General features: G+C 39.7%; 21 protein-coding genes. 3 read left to right on the forward strand and 18 right to left on the reverse strand.

Going from position 1 to position 20,558, the window contains the following annotated elements; translation table 11 throughout:
* Nucleotides 1-499: 499 nt before the first annotated feature.
* The 7 genes from J2T13_RS09250 to J2T13_RS09280 all read right to left on the reverse strand — a co-directional run bounded on the left by J2T13_RS09250 (nucleotide 500) and on the right by J2T13_RS09280 (nucleotide 7,988).
* Complete coding sequence (locus J2T13_RS09250) at nucleotides 500-958, reverse strand: VOC family protein (protein WP_429370520.1); 459 nt, start codon at nucleotides 956-958, stop codon at nucleotides 500-502.
* Nucleotides 959-1,057: 99 nt separating this feature from the next.
* Nucleotides 1,058-1,489, reverse strand: coding sequence for a VOC family protein (locus J2T13_RS09255; RefSeq protein ID WP_429370522.1), 432 nt, complete (start codon nucleotides 1,487-1,489; stop codon nucleotides 1,058-1,060).
* Between the two features lie 7 nt (nucleotides 1,490-1,496).
* On the reverse strand, nucleotides 1,497-2,123 hold the full coding sequence (locus J2T13_RS09260; protein WP_429370524.1) for a type 1 glutamine amidotransferase family protein: 627 nt from the start codon (nucleotides 2,121-2,123) through the stop codon (nucleotides 1,497-1,499).
* A gap of 113 nt (nucleotides 2,124-2,236) precedes the next feature.
* Nucleotides 2,237-3,199 (reverse strand): helix-turn-helix transcriptional regulator, encoded by a 963-nt coding sequence (locus J2T13_RS09265; protein WP_429370526.1) that lies wholly within the window; start codon nucleotides 3,197-3,199, stop codon nucleotides 2,237-2,239.
* 178 nt (nucleotides 3,200-3,377) lie between these two features.
* A complete protein-coding gene (locus J2T13_RS09270) occupies nucleotides 3,378-4,364 on the reverse strand; it encodes a tyrosine-type recombinase/integrase (RefSeq protein ID WP_429370528.1) in 987 nt (328 codons plus the stop codon).
* A gap of 175 nt (nucleotides 4,365-4,539) precedes the next feature.
* Nucleotides 4,540-6,105, reverse strand: coding sequence for an acyl-CoA synthetase (locus J2T13_RS09275; RefSeq protein ID WP_429370817.1), 1,566 nt, complete (start codon nucleotides 6,103-6,105; stop codon nucleotides 4,540-4,542).
* 326 nt (nucleotides 6,106-6,431) lie between these two features.
* Nucleotides 6,432-7,988 carry an ABC-F family ATP-binding cassette domain-containing protein gene (locus J2T13_RS09280; protein WP_429370530.1) on the reverse strand — a complete coding sequence of 519 codons (1,557 nt, stop codon included), beginning with the start codon at nucleotides 7,986-7,988 and terminating at the stop codon, nucleotides 6,432-6,434.
* 173 nt (nucleotides 7,989-8,161) lie between these two features.
* Between J2T13_RS09280 and J2T13_RS09285 the strand changes: the two genes are divergently transcribed.
* Nucleotides 8,162-8,791: a copper amine oxidase N-terminal domain-containing protein gene (locus tag J2T13_RS09285; protein ID WP_429370532.1), complete on the forward strand. Its 630-nt coding sequence runs from the start codon at nucleotides 8,162-8,164 to the stop codon at nucleotides 8,789-8,791.
* Nucleotides 8,792-8,949: 158 nt separating this feature from the next.
* Here the strand turns inward: J2T13_RS09285 and J2T13_RS09290 are convergent, their stop codons facing one another.
* The 7 genes from J2T13_RS09290 to J2T13_RS09320 all read right to left on the reverse strand — a co-directional run bounded on the left by J2T13_RS09290 (nucleotide 8,950) and on the right by J2T13_RS09320 (nucleotide 14,804).
* The gene (locus J2T13_RS09290) at nucleotides 8,950-9,225 is read right to left on the reverse strand and encodes a hypothetical protein (RefSeq protein WP_429370534.1); all 276 of its coding nucleotides are present in this window, start codon (nucleotides 9,223-9,225) and stop codon (nucleotides 8,950-8,952) included.
* A 270-nt stretch (nucleotides 9,226-9,495) separates the two neighbouring features.
* Nucleotides 9,496-10,098, reverse strand: coding sequence for a nitroreductase family protein (locus tag J2T13_RS09295; RefSeq protein WP_429370536.1), 603 nt, complete (start codon nucleotides 10,096-10,098; stop codon nucleotides 9,496-9,498).
* A 95-nt stretch (nucleotides 10,099-10,193) separates the two neighbouring features.
* On the reverse strand, nucleotides 10,194-11,333 hold the full coding sequence (locus tag J2T13_RS09300) for a hypothetical protein (protein WP_429370538.1): 1,140 nt from the start codon (nucleotides 11,331-11,333) through the stop codon (nucleotides 10,194-10,196).
* Between the two features lie 11 nt (nucleotides 11,334-11,344).
* The gene (locus J2T13_RS09305) at nucleotides 11,345-12,619 is read right to left on the reverse strand and encodes a hypothetical protein (protein ID WP_429370540.1); all 1,275 of its coding nucleotides are present in this window, start codon (nucleotides 12,617-12,619) and stop codon (nucleotides 11,345-11,347) included.
* Nucleotides 12,616-13,494 (reverse strand): ABC transporter ATP-binding protein, encoded by an 879-nt coding sequence (locus J2T13_RS09310; RefSeq protein ID WP_429370541.1) that lies wholly within the window; start codon nucleotides 13,492-13,494, stop codon nucleotides 12,616-12,618. Before J2T13_RS09310 ends, J2T13_RS09305 begins: the two co-directional genes overlap by 4 nt.
* Nucleotide 13,495: 1 nt before the next feature.
* Nucleotides 13,496-14,257 (reverse strand): hypothetical protein, encoded by a 762-nt coding sequence (locus tag J2T13_RS09315; RefSeq protein ID WP_429370543.1) that lies wholly within the window; start codon nucleotides 14,255-14,257, stop codon nucleotides 13,496-13,498.
* Nucleotides 14,250-14,804, reverse strand: coding sequence for an RNA polymerase sigma factor (locus J2T13_RS09320; protein ID WP_429370544.1), 555 nt, complete (start codon nucleotides 14,802-14,804; stop codon nucleotides 14,250-14,252). The genes J2T13_RS09315 and J2T13_RS09320 overlap by 8 nt, the downstream gene beginning before the upstream one ends.
* A 263-nt stretch (nucleotides 14,805-15,067) precedes the next feature.
* Between J2T13_RS09320 and J2T13_RS09325 the strand changes: the two genes are divergently transcribed.
* Nucleotides 15,068-15,235 carry a hypothetical protein gene (locus J2T13_RS09325; protein WP_429370546.1) on the forward strand — a complete coding sequence of 56 codons (168 nt, stop codon included), beginning with the start codon at nucleotides 15,068-15,070 and terminating at the stop codon, nucleotides 15,233-15,235.
* A 146-nt stretch (nucleotides 15,236-15,381) separates the two neighbouring features.
* Here J2T13_RS09325 and J2T13_RS09330 read toward each other — a convergent pair whose 3' ends face one another.
* Entirely contained in the window at nucleotides 15,382-16,095 is a 714-nt protein-coding gene (locus tag J2T13_RS09330) for a class I SAM-dependent methyltransferase (RefSeq protein ID WP_429370548.1), read from the reverse strand.
* Nucleotides 16,096-16,160: 65 nt separating this feature from the next.
* Nucleotides 16,161-16,850 carry a 4'-phosphopantetheinyl transferase family protein gene (locus J2T13_RS09335; RefSeq protein ID WP_429370550.1) on the reverse strand — a complete coding sequence of 230 codons (690 nt, stop codon included), beginning with the start codon at nucleotides 16,848-16,850 and terminating at the stop codon, nucleotides 16,161-16,163.
* A 330-nt stretch (nucleotides 16,851-17,180) separates the two neighbouring features.
* Between J2T13_RS09335 and J2T13_RS09340 the strand changes: the two genes are divergently transcribed.
* A complete protein-coding gene (locus J2T13_RS09340; RefSeq protein WP_429370552.1) occupies nucleotides 17,181-17,666 on the forward strand; it encodes a hypothetical protein in 486 nt (161 codons plus the stop codon).
* A gap of 106 nt (nucleotides 17,667-17,772) precedes the next feature.
* On the opposite strand, the gene J2T13_RS09345 is transcribed toward J2T13_RS09340, so the two are convergent.
* Together J2T13_RS09345 and J2T13_RS09350 are read right to left on the reverse strand one after the other, a co-directional pair.
* Nucleotides 17,773-18,777, reverse strand: a complete 1,005-nt coding sequence (locus J2T13_RS09345; RefSeq protein ID WP_429370554.1) for an aldose 1-epimerase — start codon at nucleotides 18,775-18,777, stop codon at nucleotides 17,773-17,775.
* Nucleotides 18,778-18,991: 214 nt separating this feature from the next.
* Nucleotides 18,992-20,308 carry a hemolysin family protein gene (locus J2T13_RS09350; protein ID WP_429370819.1) on the reverse strand — a complete coding sequence of 439 codons (1,317 nt, stop codon included), beginning with the start codon at nucleotides 20,306-20,308 and terminating at the stop codon, nucleotides 18,992-18,994.
* Between the last annotated feature and the right edge of the window lie 250 nt (nucleotides 20,309-20,558).

Genomic DNA, 20,558 nt, shown 5'->3' on the forward strand with positions numbered 1-20,558 from the left:
TCCTGGCTCTCTTTAATTCTAATGTCATTTCTAAAGGGATGAAATCCTGCGAATAGACGAGCTTGCGTGAGATAATCAAATCATACCGAGGGAGCGTAATGACCTGTTCTAATTTATGTTACGGTTCACCGTAACATTTATAGGACGAAATCAAAAGGCACCTTCACAGGTGCCTTTTGACTGCCGAGAATGCCTCGATAGTTGCTATTATTTCTCATTTACCCATTCTGCATTCTGTTTGCAAGCGCAGCCGCCCAATAGCGTTCACCGAAAATTTTTGATTTTGCCCTTCTGCCTGTTTCGGTGCTCCTGTTCAGACGAAATAGCGTCTCTTATTTATCATTTAACTAACAGAGGAGTCAAATCACTGTCGATGAAATAATCCTTGTAGATCACATCGCCGCTTTCCGGAAAAATGCCAATAACGAGAATGACGACAAGTTTCCACATAGCTTCATCTCCTTTTTATTAAGGACAGAGTCAGGAAAATAAAGTTACATTAACTGGATATTTTATTATTATTGGTAAAAAATAGAATTCTGAGTAATGGATTCTTTGGCTCCATATCCATATACAACACATTCCATCGATGGCCGTCCAAATCGGCGAATCCGGCACCGTACATCCACCCGTCCTTGTATCCGAGCTCTCCATATACAGTACCACCCGCGTTAACAGCCTTGCGTACCATTTCATCTACTTCTTCCGGGCTTGCCGCATCAATGGAAAACAACACCTCGGTTCCCTTCGTTGTATCGGCAATCTCATTTCCCACAAAACCTTTGAAAGCGGACTCTGGAAAAAGCATCACCATCACCTTTTTATCACCTATGACTAAGCCGGCCATCTCACTGCTGTTCATATGACGCGGATGAAGCGAGAAATCGATTTTGCTGAAAAACTCTTTTGACTTGCTCAGGTCTTTGACTGGCAGATTGATCCATAATTCTTTGGTCATAGTAATTCTTCTTTACATTGGGATTGGTCAACAGTAAGCTTTCAACCTCAAAATTTTGAAGTTTCTATTTTCGCCAACTATTTATTACAGTTATTACATTTATTCTCCACTAAAGCTTTTGGGCCATTCAGCTACCCTGCGACTACTTTCTTCTTCTGACAAATCCTCAATCCTAGTCATAATAGTCCATCTTACTCCAAAAGGATCCAATATACTTCCGAATCGATCACTTGAAACAAAGCTTGCAACCGATCCCCTTACTTTTGCTCCTCTTGCTACCGCATTTTCAAATACCTGGTCAACATTAATTAAGTAAATTCCTAAAGAATAACACGCATTGTCTTCATCTGGCGGCAAGCCCAATTTATAAGTCGGATTCGCTGCTCCCAGCTGTAAAAAACCATTTCCAAAATCTAATTCCGCATGAACAATTATTTTTTTTCCTTTTCCATCAGGATATTCAGTAATATCCTTAACCCGTGCATTGAAAACAGTTTTATAGAACTCTATTGCTTCAGAAGGATTCTTCACTATACCTTCATTGTATTGAATTCATCAACTCATAGTAATATTTAGAATCACTAGTCTTATTAAGGCTATACCAGGCGTCTAATGTTTTTGGAGAAAACACATCCAAAGCTTTCAAGATGTGTACAGAAAATTCCAACGGAGCTATTCCAGATGCTGTGATCAGTTTTCCATCAGTTACAGCAGACTCCATTTTGTAATACTTTTCTCCTGTATAAGTGGGACAGATCATTTTAAGGTATTCCAGATCATTGCTTGTATGCCCACGTGAATTCAGCAATCCTGTCTGGGCAAGTCCCATTGTAGCACCACAAATCGCTGCAACCCATATACCTTCCCTTAAACACCTCTCAGCGATTTTTAAGAGGGGGTGGTGAATGTTTTCTGTCCATGTATCTCCACCGGGTAAAATCAATAGATCTGATCTTTCAATGCTGCACTCATCCAATTTGATATCAGGCAGTATTTTCAATCCGCCCATTGTAGTTACTGGAGTCTTATCAATTCCCACGGTAACTATTTTTGATGGGGCCAGCCCCTTTTTATAATATCTTCCCGAGTTCAGTTCGGCAGTTAAGTAGCCTATTTCCCAGTCTGCCATTGTGTCAAACACATAAAGATATACCGTATTATTCATTTGCAAGTTCTCCTTATTTTACAATTCATCAAGTGATACCAACTATCCATCGGTAATCAATGATTATCATCATTATAAAATGACTTCACTGACATCCGCTGTCAGTGAAGCTATTAAAGTTGATAATATTCCATTAACTCCGACACTACACCAACAAGTTTTTCCTTCAAACTCTGTGGTTCGATTACTTGAATGGATTTTCCGTAGGATAAGAGAAAATTAGGAACATAGGTATGAATTGATTTTTCCTCAAGTAAAAAGATTGCTTGATTTGATGTACGCTCTTTCAGATGATGCCCCAAAAACCAATGCAGGCATAAGTCATCCAACGCCTCTGACCTACCTTCGATAATTAATGCAATTAACCCGTCCTTGCCGACTAAATCAGGTAATAGATTTCGCAAAAAAAATTCCCGAGCCAAAAAAGCTTCGGAACGCTTAAATATGTTTTGAGTACGCTTGATTTGTAAAATCCGTTCTACCCGAAAGCTGCGGATCTCATTTCTCAGGTGGCAAAATGCAACAATATACCATTTATTGTTCCAGTAAACCATTCCATAGGGATCTATCACCCTAGTCTTGGGTTGATCATCACGGCGTGTGCGATAATCAATTTCTACAGAGAATTCGTTTGCTACAGCTTGCTCCAATTCCGCCAATACTGGCTGAATAGAAGGGTCTCCCATACGGTTTATAACTTCAAATCCGGCTAAATGACGGCTGAGAACACTTTCCTGTTCCTGATTCGAATACATTTTCAATTTGGATGTCGCATTACCTAATGCCTCACTCAAAGGGTATCCGGCTTCTTTTGCAAAAACAGCAGCATGAAGAAGTGCTTTTTTTTCTTCAATATCAAATAGCAGAGGTGCTCTGATAAAATTATTCAGCAAGCTATACCCGCCATTATGACCAGTGTCGGATATTATAGGCACTCCACTGGCACCTAGCGCATCAATATACCGATAGACTGTCCTTATATTTATTTCTAACTTTTCGGATATTTGTTTTGCGGTCATTTTAACGCCCGAATTCAGCATCCATAGGATTGCCAGCATATTATCGTTTTTTGGCATCACATATACCTCATCTTTTATTAGGATCGCTCTAAATTATTAGCTTTGCGAATCGCCTGCATCCCTTTATTCATCAATCTTTCAGCCTTTCAATCCTCACGTAGCATTCAATCTGTGTCGACTCCCGTAACTTAAACAACAATCTGCAATTTTTAACATTGCGGCTTCTACTCTCAACTCAACTTTCTGCTTTACCACAACTTGTGATACGGTTCACCGAGTATGATCTTAAACTGTGAATGTGCATCCCTGTTTTCTTACGCAGTACTTTAAATAAGGCGCGTACATCGTGGTCATTCATCGGTTGTCCAACTCGGTTTCCCCGCAGTTTAACAAATACAAAATTCGTATCGATTTCAAGATCATCAATCACGTTGTATAGGTAGTCGTCGTATAAATCCATGAGTCCCTGCGAAACAAACAATTCCCGTTCACCCGTCTTGAGTTTAGCTCTATTCTCCAATTCACCGCGGTCCGTTAAACGTATTCGATGGCCCTTCTTGTGATCGAATACGAAGTCTTCCATGAAGAGTGATAATGCTTCCCCGATACGTAGTCCCGTTTCAAACAACAGCTTAATCAACAATCGATCACGAATGTTCGTTGTGGACTCGTAGATGTGTTCGACCTCCTCCTTATGCAAAGCCCTAGGTTTTCTTCTGGGCTCTTTCAGCTTTAAAACGTTCTTATTCGTCGGTTTTCCTTCATTAATATGATGTAGGAATCCCTTATATTTACTATGACCACCTCTAAATACCTGTCTTATCAGTTTATCTACCATATCGTTTTGGATCTCTTGAATACGGAAAAAGTAATCATATAGGTTTGTTACCACTGTGATTATAAGATTCACTGATTTTTCTGTTCTTTTCGCTTCAATCTGTTGTAATGGAGTAACTTTCCCGCTTTCAAACGGATTACGCAACCAACCTACAAAGTCAGAAAGATCCTTAACTCCTACTTCTTTATAATCTATCTTCTGCTCTTCAAGATAAGTGAAATACTGTTTTAATGAATAGCAATAAGTTTTCAGTGTGTTGTTGCTTTTACCTGTCTGATCGAGGTATTTTAAATACTTCATCACAGGTACAACTGGAACACCTACCTCATCCAACAGCAAATATCTCTTTTTATTACCATTAAGAATTACTTCTTGTACTCTCACAACAACACTCCCAACGAAAGGCTTTTATCCTCAATATATTAAATAATTTATACTAAGCTTTAAAGCCATAGTTAATATTTCTTATAAACAAAAAATAGAGGAGATTAGCTCATATAATGAACTAACCATCCTCTATTTACTTTACTACAATTAACCTAGTCTAACACTTTATTTTTCAGTCTATAATTTTATTTTCTCCTGACACCTGTGAAGCCTTTTGTTCCTGCTGCCGTAATTCTATTCTACGAATCTTACCTGAGTTTGTCTTAGGGAGATCCTTAATGAATTCTATCTTTCGAGGATACTTATAGGGAGCCGTCCATTCTTTGACATAGTTCTGCAACTCTTTAACCATTGCCGGTGAACCTGCTATTTCCTCTTGAAGGACAATAAAGGCTTTGACCACATGCCCTCTGATCTCATCAGGACTAGCTACAACGGCACATTCTTTGACTGCATGGTGCTTCATGAGAGCTTCCTCTACTTCAAAGGGGCCTATCGTATATCCTGAACTTATAATAATATCGTCTCCACGACCCTCAAACCAGAAGTATCCTTCAGCATCCTTCCTTGCCCGGTCACCTGTCACAAAATAATTGCCGCGCGTAGAAGCTAGTTTGCGTTCAGGATCATGGTAATAGTTCTGAAATAATGCTGGCATATCTGAGTGTACGGCAATATCCCCCACTTGTCCCGGAGCTAACGGTGTGCCCGATTCATCTATGATTTCTACAAGACCATCGGCAATAGATCTCCCCATGGAACCGATCCGTGAAGGAGCATCTTTCAAAGTACCGATTAATAGAGTACTTTCTGTTTGTCCGTACCCGTCACGAATGGTCAAATTGAAATGACGCTGGAATTCCTTGATGACTTCCTCGTTTAAAGGTTCTCCTGCGGACACCGCACTTCGCAGGTTAGACAAGTCATATTGTTTCAATCCACTCGTCTTCGCCATTAGCCGATATTCCGTTGGGGTACAGCACAATACCTTAATGCCATAACTCTGGATTAGCTCCAAATAGCGGTTCGGTTGAAATGAACCATTGTATACAAATCCGGTCGCTCCACTTCCAAGAACGGATAAGAACGGACTCCAAATCCACTTTTGCCAGCCTGGTGCAGCGGTTGCCCATACCGTATCCGATTCCTGAATATCCAGCCAGAGAGTTGCAGCGATACGCAAGTGAGCATAACCCCAACCATGCGTATGGACTACGCCCTTAGGATTACCGGTTGTTCCAGAAGTATAGGCAAGAATCGCCATATCGTCTCGGTGTGTATCCACCGTAGTGAAAGTATCCGATTGACTTTCCATCATGTCGTGTATACCTATCCAATTCGCCTTTATCTCAGCTTTTTCTGCTGAAACTACGATGCGGTAAGCCAAGGAAGGTATATCCTCACCAATTTTGTCGACTTCTTGCGTAGCATCAGACCAGACTATAACGGCCCGAGCCTCAGAGTGTCGAAGACGATAAGCTAGATCCTTGGCCCGAAGCATCTCCGAAGAAGGTATAATAGCTAGTCCTGTCTTCAAACAAGCTAGATATATGACGTAAGTGATTATTCTCCGAGGGACCATAACCAGCACTCGGTCTCCTTTGCGAAGACCAAGGCCTTTTAGCCCATTGGCAAGCTGGTTAGCCTGTTTATGTAGTTCACCATATGTGATCTCTTCGTAATCACCATTACCATCTAACCATTTAAGTGCAATTTTAGCAGAATCTGAATGTTCCATTTCTGATGTCAGATTATAATGTTCAGGTGCAATCCATTGTGTGAAATCCAATTTAAATCTCCTCCTTTATTAACCTTATAAATAATTAGTGCAACATCTTATTTCTTATTATAGCATGAATTCCTAGTACCAGGTTCTAATCGAGTTTCCTATCGATAGGGCGAAGTTGATCCCCCTAACCAATTGTGTCCTATTTTGCAATCAATCACACCCTGATCTTGTAATTCGACTATAAAACGTAAAAACCCGATAGCGGACACTTTATTAAAGTGCCCCACTATCGGGTTCTCAGTTCTTTAGCAATAAATACTATGACATTCTAATTGTTAGAATACCTTAGTTGTCCAAGACTCACAATTCCATGTATCTGTTACAACGTCGCGATAGAATTCCGGTTCGTGTGAAATTAATAAGATGCTGCCTCTATAGGCTATAAGGGCGCGTTTCAACTCTTCCTTAGCATCCACATCTAAATGGTTCGTCGGCTCATCTAGCACAAGTAGATTCGATTCGTTATTGATCAGCTTACATAGTCGCACTTTTGCCTTTTCACCACCGCTAAGCACGGCTATCTTACTCTCAATATGTTTGTTGGTAAGTCCACACTTGGCCAAGGCGGAGCGAACTTCAAATTGAGTATAGGAAGGAAACTCCTTCCATATTTCTTCGATACAGGTACTGTAATTGGTGTCCTTCATCTCCTGTTGGAAATAACCTATTTCTAGGTTCTCTCCGAGGTGAACCGAACCCGATAGTGCCTGGATTTCTCCTAGTATGCTGCGCAGTAATGTCGTTTTACCAATGCCGTTCGCTCCGACAAGCGCAACTTTCTGACCGCGTTCCATACGGAGGTCGAGTGATCTAGACAGTGGCTCTTCATAACCAATGACAAGATCTTTAGCCTCAAAAATCAGTTTGCTCGAAGTTCTCGCATCCCTGAAATTGAATTGTGGCTTCGGTTTGTCTTTGGCAAGCTCAATGACATCCATCTTATCTAGTTTCTTTTGTCTGGACATCGCCATATTTCGTGTAGCGACACTTGCTTTGTTCCGGGCAACGAAATCTTTCAGCTCTGCAATTTCTTGTTTTTGACGCTTATAGGCTGATTCAAGTTGCTGCTTTTTCATTTCGTGAACCTGCTCGAAGTAGTCGTAATCACCGACATAGCGGGTTAAATCCTGATTTTCCATATGGTAAATCAGATTGATGACACTGTTAAGGAATGGAATGTCATGTGAGATGAGAATAAAGGCATTCTCATATTCTTGCAGGTAACGTCTTAACCATTCAATATGTTGCTCATCCAGATAGTTTGTTGGCTCATCGAGAAGTAGGATATCCGGCTTTTCGAGCAAGAGCTTGGCAAGTAATACTTTCGTACGTTGACCGCCACTTAGATCGTTGACATCTTTGTCCAGTCCAATATCGGTTAATCCTAATCCGCGAGCGGTTTCATCGATTTTGGCATCGATCAAGTAAAAATCCTGGTTCGTCAGCATATCCTGAATTGTACCCACGTCCTCAAGAAGCTGCTCCAGTTCTTCAGGAGTTACCTCCCCCATCTTACCGTACATATCGTTCATTTCTTGTTCCATATCGAATAGATACCGAAATGCGCCCCGTAGGACGTCACGAATCGACAGACCTTTGGTCAGGACAGCATGCTGATCGAGATATCCTGCACGCATACGTTTGGACCATTCAATTCTACCATCGTCGGGCTGAAGCTTACCTGTAATAATGTTCATGAAGGTGGACTTACCTTCGCCATTAGCTCCGATCAGTCCGATGTGCTCACCTTTTAGCAGGCGAAAAGATACGTTGTTAAAGATCGCCCGGTCACCAAAACCGTGGCTTAGTCGTTCTACATTTAATATACTCATGCATGACACCTTTTCTATTAGAATTATTATCCGTTTATTATAAACGCAAAACTCAACCCAACTCAACGTTGTTTTTAAATTTTTTTATTTTGTAATTAATTTGCTATTTGATAGAAACTATTTCCATATATTTATGTCTTTAATATATAGATATTTAAAGGAGGATAATTAAAATGAAAAAAAAGCTCGTAATTTCACTTTTTGCAGTCGTTTTTTTGCTAAGTGCAGTCGTAGGTTTAGCCTTTGCGAAGGGAACAATTAAGATCGTAGTAAATGGTCAAGCAGTCTCTCCAGATGTAGCACCACGAATGATTGATAATCGAGTAATGGTACCTATAAGTTATGTCTCAAAAGCGTTAGGCGCAAATGTGAGTTGGGATCAAAAAAATCAGACAGTTACAATTAAAGATAGAAATGTATCTTCTCAAGAAGATATATGGGAACAAGAACTTAATATAGGTAGCAGCAGTTGGGCCGGTTTTAGAAATCTCATTGCGATCCATATAGCTGGTTTTGATAATCGTAATGATGAGTTAATCAAGTCCGTTGCCGTGGAAGGATTTGATTTGATACCGATCGGTGGCATGTATCCAGCAATACTTGATTATGAGATTATAGATGCTCAAAGCACAAAAAATGCACTCAAGGTGAGAGTGAAAGTCATAACTTACGAAGATAAATTATTTGGAGAGATTTGGGATTATGAAATCGTTCAAGGCAAAATAAAAACATGGAAACGAGTAAAGTACTTTGATGTAAATAGTTATACTGTTTTCCCTGGACTTTCATACAAAAACAAATAGTAAGCAGTCTTTTTTATTTTGTTTATCGTGTAAAAGAATCATCAGAAGGGATATAGAAAGTCCAATCAGTACTTCACATACGAGCATATCTTTACTTTAATTAAGAAAATAAACATAAAAAGCGCACCGCTTAAATGCCGGCACGCGGTGAATGTCATCTATAGACCTGAAGAGCCTTCTTCGCTTGAATTGTTATTCTTAGCTTTAGCCTCTTTGCGGATTTCACGAACTGATTTTTGGACCCCATTCTCACGTTTCATCGGTTTCACACTGTTAATAGGATTATCGATCTCACTTTTGATTTCGGCCAATACAACTTCTATATGCTGATCAGCACCGATAATTTCAATCGGTTTTGTCGGCACATTCCCTTTACTAGCCTTTGGTGGACCACCATTTCGTTTCCCTTGGTTCCATACTCTTCCTTTACTCATCTTTACACTCCATTTCACTAACCTATTTCTCTGCTACATCTTACGCTGGTGTATTGTATGAACACTACTTAGCTGTATAGCTGTCATACTAGTATATCAACATCTTATAATACATACCAGAATTACAGAGAATAAACGTAAATAAGCTAATACCAGGTTCATTTATGCCGATCCTACGTACCCTCCCATTGAAACAAATAAAATAGCCGCTCCTTATCATAAGATAAGAGGCGACTACCCATGAAATGTATATGTTGTATAGAGATTACTTTATTCGAATACTTTAACGCGTTCTTCAAGAGGTTGAAATTGTTTCTCCCCTGGATCGGAAGTTGGTTTGCCGAACGGCATTTCAGCGATTAGCTTCCAGTGCTCGGGTATGTTCCATTCTGCTTTCACTTTTTCATCGATTAATGGATTGTAGTGCTGTAAGGACGCCCCTAATCCTTCTTGTTCAAGCGCCGTCCACACCACAAGTTGAAGCATTCCACTAGACTGATTAGACCAGATCGGGAAATTATCTGCATATGCCTCATAGTTTTTTTGCATATCAGCAACGATGTTCGTATCTTCGAAGAACAACACCGTACCATAACCACTTCGGAAACTGGCCATCTTCTCTGAAGTAGAAGCAAATGCCTTCTCATCCCCTACAACTACGCGTAGAATGTCTTCAGTCAAGTTCCATAGTTTATCATGTTGTTCATCAAGTAGAAGCACCGCCCGAGAAGTCTGGGAATTAAAAGAAGTCGGTGTATATTTCACTGCATGCTCGACAATTTCTTTAATCCGTGAATTGGCAACCACTTTTTCTTTGCTAATCCCATAGAATGAGCGTCTGTCTTGGATCGCTGTTAAAAAATCTTTAGCCATGATGTTAGATCCTCCCAGTAAGATATAGTTTTCATCGTAGTATACTATACCCTTTCTCACCAAAATAAATCGTATTCGAGAAAATACAAGTTCCTCTACCCAACTATATCCGCAACCTTCTCTTTCCTCCATCTAAACATGATTATGAGAATTCCCACTGCTACTAAACCTATGAAACACAGCGGTTGAAACCACTGTGGTAGCCGAGTATCACTTAACCATTCAAGGAGATACGTTAATCCAACACCAAACATCAGATAGGCAAGCGGAACCAGTATACCTAAGATTGTAATATAATGAACCGTCACACTAGACAGAAAAGCGACGATCGTCGTAATGAATAGTCCTAGAATATAGATGACTGCTACCGTCATGAGAATGTATTGAAAGAAAGTTATGTCGTACCAGAATACATGATAATTAAAAACTGAATTCACATTAGAAGCGAAGAACATGTCTGTTTTATTCCCCGCATACAGGACAAAGATACATCCAAGCTCAACTGTAATGATTAAAAAGACAGCGATAAGTGAAGCCCATAACTTTGATGTAAACAGTTTTCTTCCCAACTTAGAAGTGTATTGTATGTAATGTAATTTTTTTCTGCGATCGCTAATAAAGATGGGTGTGATCATGAACATGATGCTTATTAGAATCACTACAGCTGTGTAATAAATCAAATATTGATAGTTACGAAATACTTGTTCTGGAAATATGGGTGCATATCCTTGTTGATCTTGAACTTCCTGCAATCTTTGTTCTTGACTGGGAGTAATATTGAGATAATAATTTGTAAAGTATCGCTCATACGATTCCATCATCATATCCATTGTTTGTAATACCATGAAAAGATCATATTGATCGGTATAACCCAGTTTCCATAAATTAATAAGGACTGGACTATTTGGATCTGCTTCGATTTCTATCTGTAATTGTGGAAAGCTTGTAATTCCAGCACGTGCAAACCGCTGAGTTGACTGGATATATTGATTTGCAAGTTCCACGTTCTGTTGATAAAGACCTTTAAAGTGATCATACTCTTCTACTTCCATTGTGTTGCCATAATCTTTGATCATTTGTACACTTATATCGTAATCGTAACTTCCTGAGCCGTTGGGGAAATATATGAAATAGAATTGAATAAACATTTGGAAAATAATAAGACATATTCCAGTAAGGATGAGCACCTTCTTCCAGTGGAATATCTTTTTTAATTCATGACATATAATCGACATGGGTTGCCCTCCTATACAATATTCTGTCTTTTAAATCTTCTCAGACATAGACTACAGACGATAAGAAGCAAAACAGACCAAATGCCTATAGTAACGATCTCGTAGTATTTAAAAGTAGTGTATACGTCTCGTAGCATAAACCATCGATGTGAATTGAGGATGAGATAAAACGGGTTGAAAAAAGGAACAAATACGATATTCGTAGTTGGCGGGATAAAAGATGTTATCGTTACAATCACCCCAAACACTAAACCAAAAACAAAAAACACAAAGTAACTATTTCTTATAAATGCAGTAATGATAAAAGCAACCGTTACAAACAGAACCTGACAAATATAAATGAGGACGATGGTCCAGAGTAAATACGCTATGAACGACATATTCCACCACGAGATATAGGGGATATCATACTCCGCATTGAATGCAGAACTAATCGGCACCTGCCATAGTCCTGAATAATTAAATACCATGAAATAGGTCGCAAGCGTCACCCCGACAATAACCGTCGTAACGAGGATACTAGCGGCAATGGAGACGAGTAGCTTATCCAACATCAACTGCCGTCCTTTTCGTGTTGAGTATGTCAGTAGATGGGTCTTATTCTCAAACTCATAATTAAGTAAATGTGCGGTCATCAGAACAACAAGAATCATGAGTTGATAAATGATTAAATTCAATATGTTTTTGAATAAAAAGCTGTGCATCTTATAGACTTTACCCATGAAGAACAAATTTAAATGCTCGCCATTCCCCTTCAATTCAGCTAATCGTACGGACAGATCTGCATATTGCTTTTTAATCGTGTTGGCTACTGGGTTGCTGACTTTACGTGTCTGCATCGCTAGGGCTGACTCCGCGAGTTGATTCATATCTAGTGTGTCGTAATCGGTAATGATCTTTGGAATGGCAGTGTAGTAACTCTCGATAATGGAGAATTCTACAACGGTGTCAATTTCTTGCTGAGTGAAGGGATTGTTGTTATCTTTAAGGACAGGATTACTGGATGTAAATCCAGCTGCACTGTCGTATGTTTTTCCGATTTTCGCCTCGGTTATTTCATTCATCTGGCGTAAAGATTCCGCATACTCTTGGTCAAATGCAAGCTGCATCTCGTCTGTAACTGCATATCCGATGCGGTCCACAAGTCTGTTCAACACCGCAAGATCCTGGGTCATATAGGCTTTGCTAAAGATGAGAAACAAGTTAAAGCCGATGAAAACAACAATCAGACCGAGAATGACTGGAGATCTAAATATTTTTCTGAATTCATGTCCTTTAATACTCATGCTTCCTGTCCTATCCCTTCATCTCTATAGATATGTAGAAACACATCCTCTAGATTAGGCACAACCGCTCGCCAAGATGGATCAGAGGTCCCTTCTGTAATGAAGCGAACCTTCAGCTTGCCCTCTTCTTGTTTTTCCGATAGTGAGAAGTATTGCTCTCTAAATTCCTTGATTTGCTCATATTCAATCTCAGTCTCGTATACCTTTCCAGCGATAATGCTGCAAATATTACGTATGGTGTCTTGGAATAACACTTCTTGGTCTTTGATCATAATAATCTCATTAGCAATGGATTCTACATCTGATACAATATGAGTCGATAAAATAACGATACGATCTCTAGCGAGTTCCGTGAGCAAATTTCTAAATCGTACTCTTTCCTTAGGGTCCAGTCCGGCTGTAGGTTCATCCAAGATAAGAATCTTCGGATCATTTAACATGGCTTGAGCAATCCCCACGCGCTGGATCATACCTCCAGAGAACTTCTTCATCTTTTTGTGAACGACAGCATCTAATGCCACAAGCTTAAGAAGCTTATTGACCCGCTCCTTTGCATCCTTTTTATCGATTCCTTTCAGAGCTGCGATATACAACAAATATTGATATGGACTGTAGTTCTTGTAATATCCGAATTCCTGCGGTAGATAACCCAATAGATCGCGGTATTGTTCGTCCAATGTAATAATATCCTTACCATGGTACAGAATTTGACCTTCCGTCGGAAAAAGTAATGTTGTTAATATTTTGATCATGGTCGTTTTTCCAGCTCCGTTGGGGGCTAGTAGTCCGTATACGCCATTGTTGAACTCAAGATTGATATTTCGCAATGCGCAGAACTTACCGAAATATTTACTCACATTATGCATAACTAACATATTAAATAGCTCCCCCCACACCTTTGTGAACAATTAATTGCTTGAGATGTTTAATATAAATCGCGAAACAAATGAAGATGAATCCAAGATACACATAGATGGGAACACTGTTTAGAAGATGATAGTAGAAAGGTCTGCTATACATGTGTAATAACAAGTTAATTCCCAGCCAACAAGCTACAAAGATTGTCTTCGTAAATCTGACTTGCACCCGCACCATAATAAATAAAAAAGCTGTCGAGAATAACGCCAACGAAGCAAGCGAAATTAGATGGGCATACCACAGATTCAGTTCTTCGTATTGCAAGCCCAGGAAATAAATGAACAATACATTCACAACCATACACACTGCGCTAAATATGAGCATTCTTAAGGATGCAAGTTGATAGACATTGTATTTACAAGTCATTTCTATCTCAAAAGTATCCTTCAACTTGTCATTAGCAAAGAAAAAATAGGCAATCACTAAGTATAGGATGGGTGAGATCATGAAAATGAAGGGATAGATGCTGTCATGATCGAATTCAAAGCTCGATTGAAGCCCCATCGCCATCATCGCCAGTATTGAAATGACTAAACAAATAATAAACACGATCTCCGTTAAATCACGAAATAGATATTTAAAGCCAAGTTGCTTGTACATGGTTGTTACATAAGAGAGAAACGATACTTGGGGTGGTAAACCCTTAGCGATAATTTCGCTAATTTCGATAGAAATGGTACGCTCATCCGGGAACTCAACTGAAAATTGCTCCTTATCCATTCTCCACCTCCATAAACAGTCGGTTAATTTTACGAATCGCTGTATAGTAGTTCGTCTTGATGGTTGATTCGGGCAGTTCTAACTGGACTGCAATCTCAGAGAACGTATTCTCCGCAAATAACTTGAACCTGCAGATATGTTGGGTCCTGACATCCAAAGTGTTGATGATTTCCATCACCTTCTCTACATCCTCCCGGTATTCAAGGCGAATCGTAAAGTCACTATGGTCTGAGAAATCATTCTCTTCGATGGGATCCATCATCCGCGTTGTTTTGTAATATTTGGATCGGTAATAATCCACGATGCGATAGGTAGAAATTTTGTACAACCACGTTCTAAAAGAAGCCTTTCGCTCATCAAAGGACGAGATCGTTTGGAGCATGCTCGTAAAGATTTCCTGTGTTAAATCCATAGCTGTCTCTTTGTTCAATATCTGCTTGTACACAAACGCATAAATCTCCTTATAATACTTCAATACCAGTTCATTAGCGGCTGTCCTATCGGACTTTGTCTTGATCCGCCTAATCCATTTCTGCTCGTTTTCCAAGTCCCACCGCCAATTCCAACCTTCAACCCATGGTTTTCGTATGTATATTCGTAATTAGGACAGCAATAGTTTGAGTAAGACGATCTTTTTTTTAAATAGTGCTGATAAACGAACGCTGTGCGAAGGTTAATCCGTCTGCATAGCAGTCCATATCAACAAAGTTCATTAAGATGCAAACCGAAAAAGGGTTTGTAAATAGCATTTAGGGGCACTATAAGTTAGCTTGAGAAAAAATCAATCTGCCAGTGAATGGAGGAATCAATATGGATCACCAAACGGAAGATCAGGTTCGCAACAAAGAGAATAAAAGTGGCGATTCCTTAGCAGAAAGAAAAAAGATGGAGAGTGGCGTCGATATTGAGCCACAAGCCGATGAGTGGGTTGCTAAACCTGCTGCATTTAGTAGCGTAAAGTCCTCCTCAGAAGAATAACTTAACAAAGCTAAAACCGCTTCGAAATCATTCGGAGCGGTTTTAGCGATGCATTCAATGATATTGTTTAATACTTTGCAAATATCCGGGTAGCAGAAATCATCCACCCGACGTTTTTTCACCTCTAGACTCTATTTAGTTCCTTGTTAAATCTTCTGGACAGCAAACGTAATCGACTGGCAGCGAAATTGTGAGGGCTTTTCATACTTTTCCTCATCAATCGATAGCAGTGTCGTTTTTCGGTCAAGCACATTCCATCCGTCATAGACCTCTTCAAGAATCGAAAAAGCCTTCTCCGTCGGCAAGTTAAGCTCGATTAACGTTTCTAACGCACGACCCGTCTCTCGTTCAACCTCCTGAATATCTGTATTCATCGTGATACAATGGATGCCACCTAAGCGCGTCCCCATCTTCATTCTTTCTAACACCTTTATGAATGCTTCTTCTGAAGAAACGTGTTCTAGACAGCCGCATGCTGCGATGTAATCGTAAGCGTCTTCCAATATATCAACTTGCTCCGCATCGCCCTTCCTAGCTTCAATAACATCTGCCACATCGTATTTATTACTATTTTCACGTAATTTTTCAATGGCCTCTTCCAATAAGTCAATACCCACGACCCTACTGTTTGTCCCTTTAAGCCGCACCGCGAGGGGAATGGTGTTACGTCCAGCACCACATCCAAGGTCAAGAACAGTCACATGATCTTTGTGCTGTAGTATACGTTCTAACAGCTCCATCACAATGGGAACAGGTTTAGACATCCACGTGCCAGGTTCTAGGATCTCATGATCACTATAAAGTTCATTATGGTAGTTCGCTTCTGCTTTGCGAGCCTCGTCAAAATTAGCTTGATTCATACCATCCGCCTCCTGTATCTAAGCTATTACTTTGAAACCTCTCTAAAGTAATACCCCATTTACAGTCATCCTAAAGCCTGAATTAAAAAGTCTGGTTCTTTCACCATAATGGAATACGCGTTGTTATTTACACGTGATGCACACACTGATAACTTATAGTTCTCATCAAAATCAATCCTATGAAATGAATACCGCTCTTGTAAATGTAAAGGTAAAATACGTGCAGTTCCTTCACTATGGAGTTGGAACGAGAATGACTGGAGAGGGTGTGATAATCCTAATCCTATCGTCTTTACATAACTCTCTTTCAAAGTCCATATATCATAAAAATAATGAAGTTGCTCATCGCCCGTTATAGCCTCTACCGTTGCTTTTTCTTCATCCGAGAACACTAGACGTGACAAATCTGTATTCGTCGGTTTAATTTCCTCAATATCTATTCCTATAGGTTGGCTATCTATGGCGCAAACAACCCACGTTCCCGAATGACTAATATTGTAATGGAACTCCGGCATCTCCTCTACGAAAGGTTTACCGTAAGGACCCACATTAAACATAATTGGAACCGTTACTGGATCGATTCGCTGTCCTATCACAGCGCGCACCAGACATTCGGATATTACACTTCGAAGTCTATCCTTGTAGAACATAAATCGTTCGGTCTTCTTTCTTCGCTCATCACTAACGTACGTGAGCATCTGTGAATATAATGGATCTTCTATACCTTCAATAGACATTGCATAAATTTCAATCATAAAATTAAGCCCTCGTCTCCCTTAATATGTGAAGGATCTCGCTGAAACTATACTGGCAGAGTCCCTATCTGTTCAATAAGCTTAACTGCACCTTCATACGTATGTATCATCATTGTGTGTTATCTAGATCTATCATCTGTTTCCATCTCTATTCATTATGCACCTATTATGGTAGTGAATTCCATATAAATTTGATTCGGTCATATACAACCGTCTTAGACCATATACTGTAAGTAGAATATTTATATTATAGAGGTAGTTCAAAAAGCTATTGTCTGGATAAACTCATGGGGGAACCTTCCGGGGTCAGACTCATGAAGGAGGATACGTATGTCCCAGTTCTTCTATAAATTTAAGCAGGGTGTCTCTGACGTTGGCAAAAAGGCACATCACACTGTTGAAGCTGCCACACTCAAAATGCAATTAACTGCAAAAGAAAGAGAAATAGAAAAGAATTACACCGATATTGGACGGGTCATTTATTCATCTATGAAGCGCAAAGAAAGTACAATCCCAACTGTTTCTTTACAGAAATATCAGCAAGCCATTATGCAGTTAGAACATGAAATTGAACAAATGCAACGTAAACTCCAAAACAGTCAAAATTTAAAAGAGTGTGGATGCGGAAAAATGCTTCCAACTGACGCAACCTACTGTCCATTCTGCGGTCAGCAATTTCATCTAATGAAAGTGAAAACTGTTCCTATCACCTCTCCTGACCATTCCGAAATAAACATCAATCACTGTACACATTGTGGCACAGCTTCAGCCTCAACAGACCAATACTGCCGTGGCTGTGGCCAGAGACTTAGCTAGCTTCTCCCACCAATAATAGTAAAAGCACATATCTAGGATAAAGATATGTGCTTTTACTATTTAAGCAACACTATTTAATTAAGGTGAAGTCAAATAATTAATGTTATTAATTATTAATGCAGTATAAACGACTTGTTTCTTCCCAAATCTCTCCTGGTTCTAATCCAATCAAGCCAATCTCTTCAGCACCTTTGCCGCTTATATTGGGTGCATTCACCAGGTTCATTTGCGGTTCTGGGCAGAAGTATTGACCATTAGCACCATTGTTCCAGATCATCCAATGCTTATAAGATGTACCTACATCATAAATGAGCTTGTCGCCTGTTCGTGTATCTGTCAACACCATAGCGTTACGGCCATTTTGAGGTACAGCTGTGTAGTGGTTATCCATCCCATCAAAATAAGGATTCACTCCACTCCCCTTCATTAACTCTTCATCAGGTGTTAAGGGTTGGAATTGACCTAGGGGTAACATCCGTTCGTTCAGTTCATGACGCTCACCAATCGTGATCTTAACACGGTAATCAGATGCTTTACTATCAGGTGCAAAAGGAGCATTGATCGCCGTATGGAATGCAAGTAAATTCGGCATACGCTGTGTTCCTTCATTAATGATTGTAACCTGTTGTTGGAGTCCCGCATCACTCAAGGTGTAACGTAGTTTAATCGTGAAATCAAACGGAAAGTATTGCTTATACAGATGCCCCCCATTTACCTTCTGTGAGAGAATAACAACACTTTCATATGAATCGGAAGTGTAACGTTCAACAGCCCAGGGTAGAGTATGCATATAACCATGTAAATGATTACCTGTAGCCGGCTCATTTACAGGTAACTGATACACTTGCCCCTCCCAAGGAAACTTCCCATCTTCATAACGGTTCGGGGGAAACAACACAGGAATACCATAGACTCCCGGACTTGCCTTGAAATCTTCCATTTCTTCGGCGAGAGGCTCACGTAAGAAATGATAACCCTTTTCCGTATCTCTAAATAGAATTAGATTAGCTCCAATTTCCGGTAATACAGCTGCTTCATAACGGCCATGTGTAAGCCATATAGCCTTTTCTCCTTGAAAGTCTTTTTCAAATGCCGCATATTGATTATTCATTATTTCCTCCTATGTAATCGCTTAATTTGATGTCTTCTATCTATCATACCATGCCATATACATTACCAAAAGGGTTTACGTCATAGAAAAACAGCCTATTTATCTACATCGGTTGATCCAATTCTTACTCTGATTCCATACTCTTTATATACAACAAAGACAAGCTGCTATATCGCACCTTGTCTTTGTTGTACCAGCATTTCAGTATCTTTCCTTATGCTCCCGCTTCTTCAGCCATAAATTGGCTCTTTAGCAGCTGTATTCTCGCGATGCGTTTGTTATCCGTCTCTTCTACGATATATATATAGTTGTCGAATTCCACTGATTGGCCCTTTTGAGGAGGGATCGTCTCGAGTCGTGAATAGAGCCAGCCGCCTATAGTATCATAATCAGTTGTATCCATATCCAATCCGAAACGTTCATTAATTTCATCAATGGGCATTAATCCATCGATAGAATATTCGTCATCTCTTATATTCTCTATGCCGGGTCGTTCTTCATCGAATTCATCTTGAATCTCCCCAACAATCTCCTCCATAATATCTTCCAACGTTACAAGTCCTGATGTACCCCCATATTCATCTATTAATATGGCAATCTGAGTCTTACCACGCTGCATCAGCTTAAGTAATTCACTGATCTGAATCGATTCTGGAACCGTTATAATCGGGCGGATGATGTTGGGATATTCGATGTCATTCGCTCTAAGTAAGTCTTTGATATGAATAAATCCGATGATATTATCCTTATCACCCTCACATATGGGGTACCGTGTTCGCATTCCATCAAAAGCCAGTTCGAGGTTCTCTTCTCTTGGAATATGATTGTATAAACAGATCATTTCCGTTCGTGGGATCATGATCTCCCTAGCAGTCGTCTCCGCAAAGCCAAATATATTATCGACCAGCGCAAGTTCTGTGTTGTTAATGAGTCCATTCTTATTACTTTCTTTCATCAATATACGTATTTCTTGCTCTGTATGAGCTGAATCCTTCTCTGACACCGGTTCAATGTGTAGCATTCGCATTAGACCATTAGCCAAACCGTTAGATAACCATATAAGCGGGTACATGATCTTATAGAATAAAGTCATAGGTGCTGCTGATAATAATGTTACCGTGTCTGACTTCCGAATCGCAAATGTCTTGGGTGCTAATTCACCTAGAACGATATGCACAATAGTAACTAACAAAAAGGCGAGGACAATGGAGATTACCGTTACGATCGTATTATTGAATCCTATAATGCTCAATACAGGTTTAAGCCACCCTGAAATAGCCATTTCACCAATCCAACCGATCCCTATAGAGGCAAGTGTAATACCCACTTGGCAAGCAGAAAGATAAGCATCCAAATTGTTGGTAATCTTTTGAGCAAATAAGGCGCCTCTTCGTCCATCTGTCACTAACGTTTCGATTCGATTTCGTCTTGCGTTAACCATCGCATATTCAGCAGATACAAAAAATCCATTCAATAAAACTAAAATAAATACACATAATAAATAAAATAAACTCGGTAAAGGGTCGTCCAATCTTGTTCCTATTCGCCGTAATCCTTCTTTGACGAATAGGTACACCTCCTTCGTATGATTAGAATGGTCTGAACATTTACATCGATCAATTGTTTAGCCAGCATCAATTTCCCAAGCGACTCATCTCCTTCAATCTAACGTTGACCTTCTTCACTTAATTATATAGTTCTACAATACACAGTCAAACGTTGACGTATGACTATATCCTACAGAAACAATGTGTTTTCATGAAAAAACAGCGTTTTAACAC

Origin of the sequence: Paenibacillus sp. DS2015 (assembly GCF_050433705.1) — a bacterium.
Classification (GTDB): Bacteria; Bacillota; Bacilli; order Paenibacillales; family Paenibacillaceae; genus Paenibacillus_AQ.

What these genes read in the sequence shown, in the direction of transcription:
- J2T13_RS09265 (WP_429370526.1), bottom strand. Translation starts at nt 3,199, where the DNA reads ATGCCAAAAAACGATAATATGCTGGCAATCCTATGGATGCTGAATTCG.
- J2T13_RS09250 (WP_429370520.1), bottom strand. Translation starts at nt 958, where the DNA reads ATGACCAAAGAATTATGGATCAATCTGCCAGTCAAAGACCTGAGCAAG.
- J2T13_RS09300 (WP_429370538.1), bottom strand. Translation starts at nt 11,333, where the DNA reads ATGTCGATTATATGTCATGAATTAAAAAAGATATTCCACTGGAAGAAG.
- J2T13_RS09345 (WP_429370554.1), bottom strand. Translation starts at nt 18,777, where the DNA reads ATGAATAATCAATATGCGGCATTTGAAAAAGACTTTCAAGGAGAAAAG.
- J2T13_RS09330 (WP_429370548.1), bottom strand. Translation starts at nt 16,095, where the DNA reads ATGAATCAAGCTAATTTTGACGAGGCTCGCAAAGCAGAAGCGAACTAC.
- J2T13_RS09310 (WP_429370541.1), bottom strand. Translation starts at nt 13,494, where the DNA reads ATGTTAGTTATGCATAATGTGAGTAAATATTTCGGTAAGTTCTGCGCA.
- J2T13_RS09260 (WP_429370524.1), bottom strand. Translation starts at nt 2,123, where the DNA reads ATGAATAATACGGTATATCTTTATGTGTTTGACACAATGGCAGACTGG.
- J2T13_RS09325 (WP_429370546.1), top strand. Translation starts at nt 15,068, where the DNA reads ATGGATCACCAAACGGAAGATCAGGTTCGCAACAAAGAGAATAAAAGT.
- J2T13_RS09280 (WP_429370530.1), bottom strand. Translation starts at nt 7,988, where the DNA reads ATGAGTATATTAAATGTAGAACGACTAAGCCACGGTTTTGGTGACCGG.
- J2T13_RS09305 (WP_429370540.1), bottom strand. Translation starts at nt 12,619, where the DNA reads ATGAGTATTAAAGGACATGAATTCAGAAAAATATTTAGATCTCCAGTC.
- J2T13_RS09315 (WP_429370543.1), bottom strand. Translation starts at nt 14,257, where the DNA reads ATGGATAAGGAGCAATTTTCAGTTGAGTTCCCGGATGAGCGTACCATT.
- J2T13_RS09295 (WP_429370536.1), bottom strand. Translation starts at nt 10,098, where the DNA reads ATGGCTAAAGATTTTTTAACAGCGATCCAAGACAGACGCTCATTCTAT.
- J2T13_RS09335 (WP_429370550.1), bottom strand. Translation starts at nt 16,850, where the DNA reads ATGATTGAAATTTATGCAATGTCTATTGAAGGTATAGAAGATCCATTA.
- J2T13_RS09290 (WP_429370534.1), bottom strand. Translation starts at nt 9,225, where the DNA reads ATGAGTAAAGGAAGAGTATGGAACCAAGGGAAACGAAATGGTGGTCCA.
- J2T13_RS09285 (WP_429370532.1), top strand. Translation starts at nt 8,162, where the DNA reads ATGAAAAAAAAGCTCGTAATTTCACTTTTTGCAGTCGTTTTTTTGCTA.
- J2T13_RS09340 (WP_429370552.1), top strand. Translation starts at nt 17,181, where the DNA reads ATGTCCCAGTTCTTCTATAAATTTAAGCAGGGTGTCTCTGACGTTGGC.
- J2T13_RS09275 (WP_429370817.1), bottom strand. Translation starts at nt 6,105, where the DNA reads ATGGAACATTCAGATTCTGCTAAAATTGCACTTAAATGGTTAGATGGT.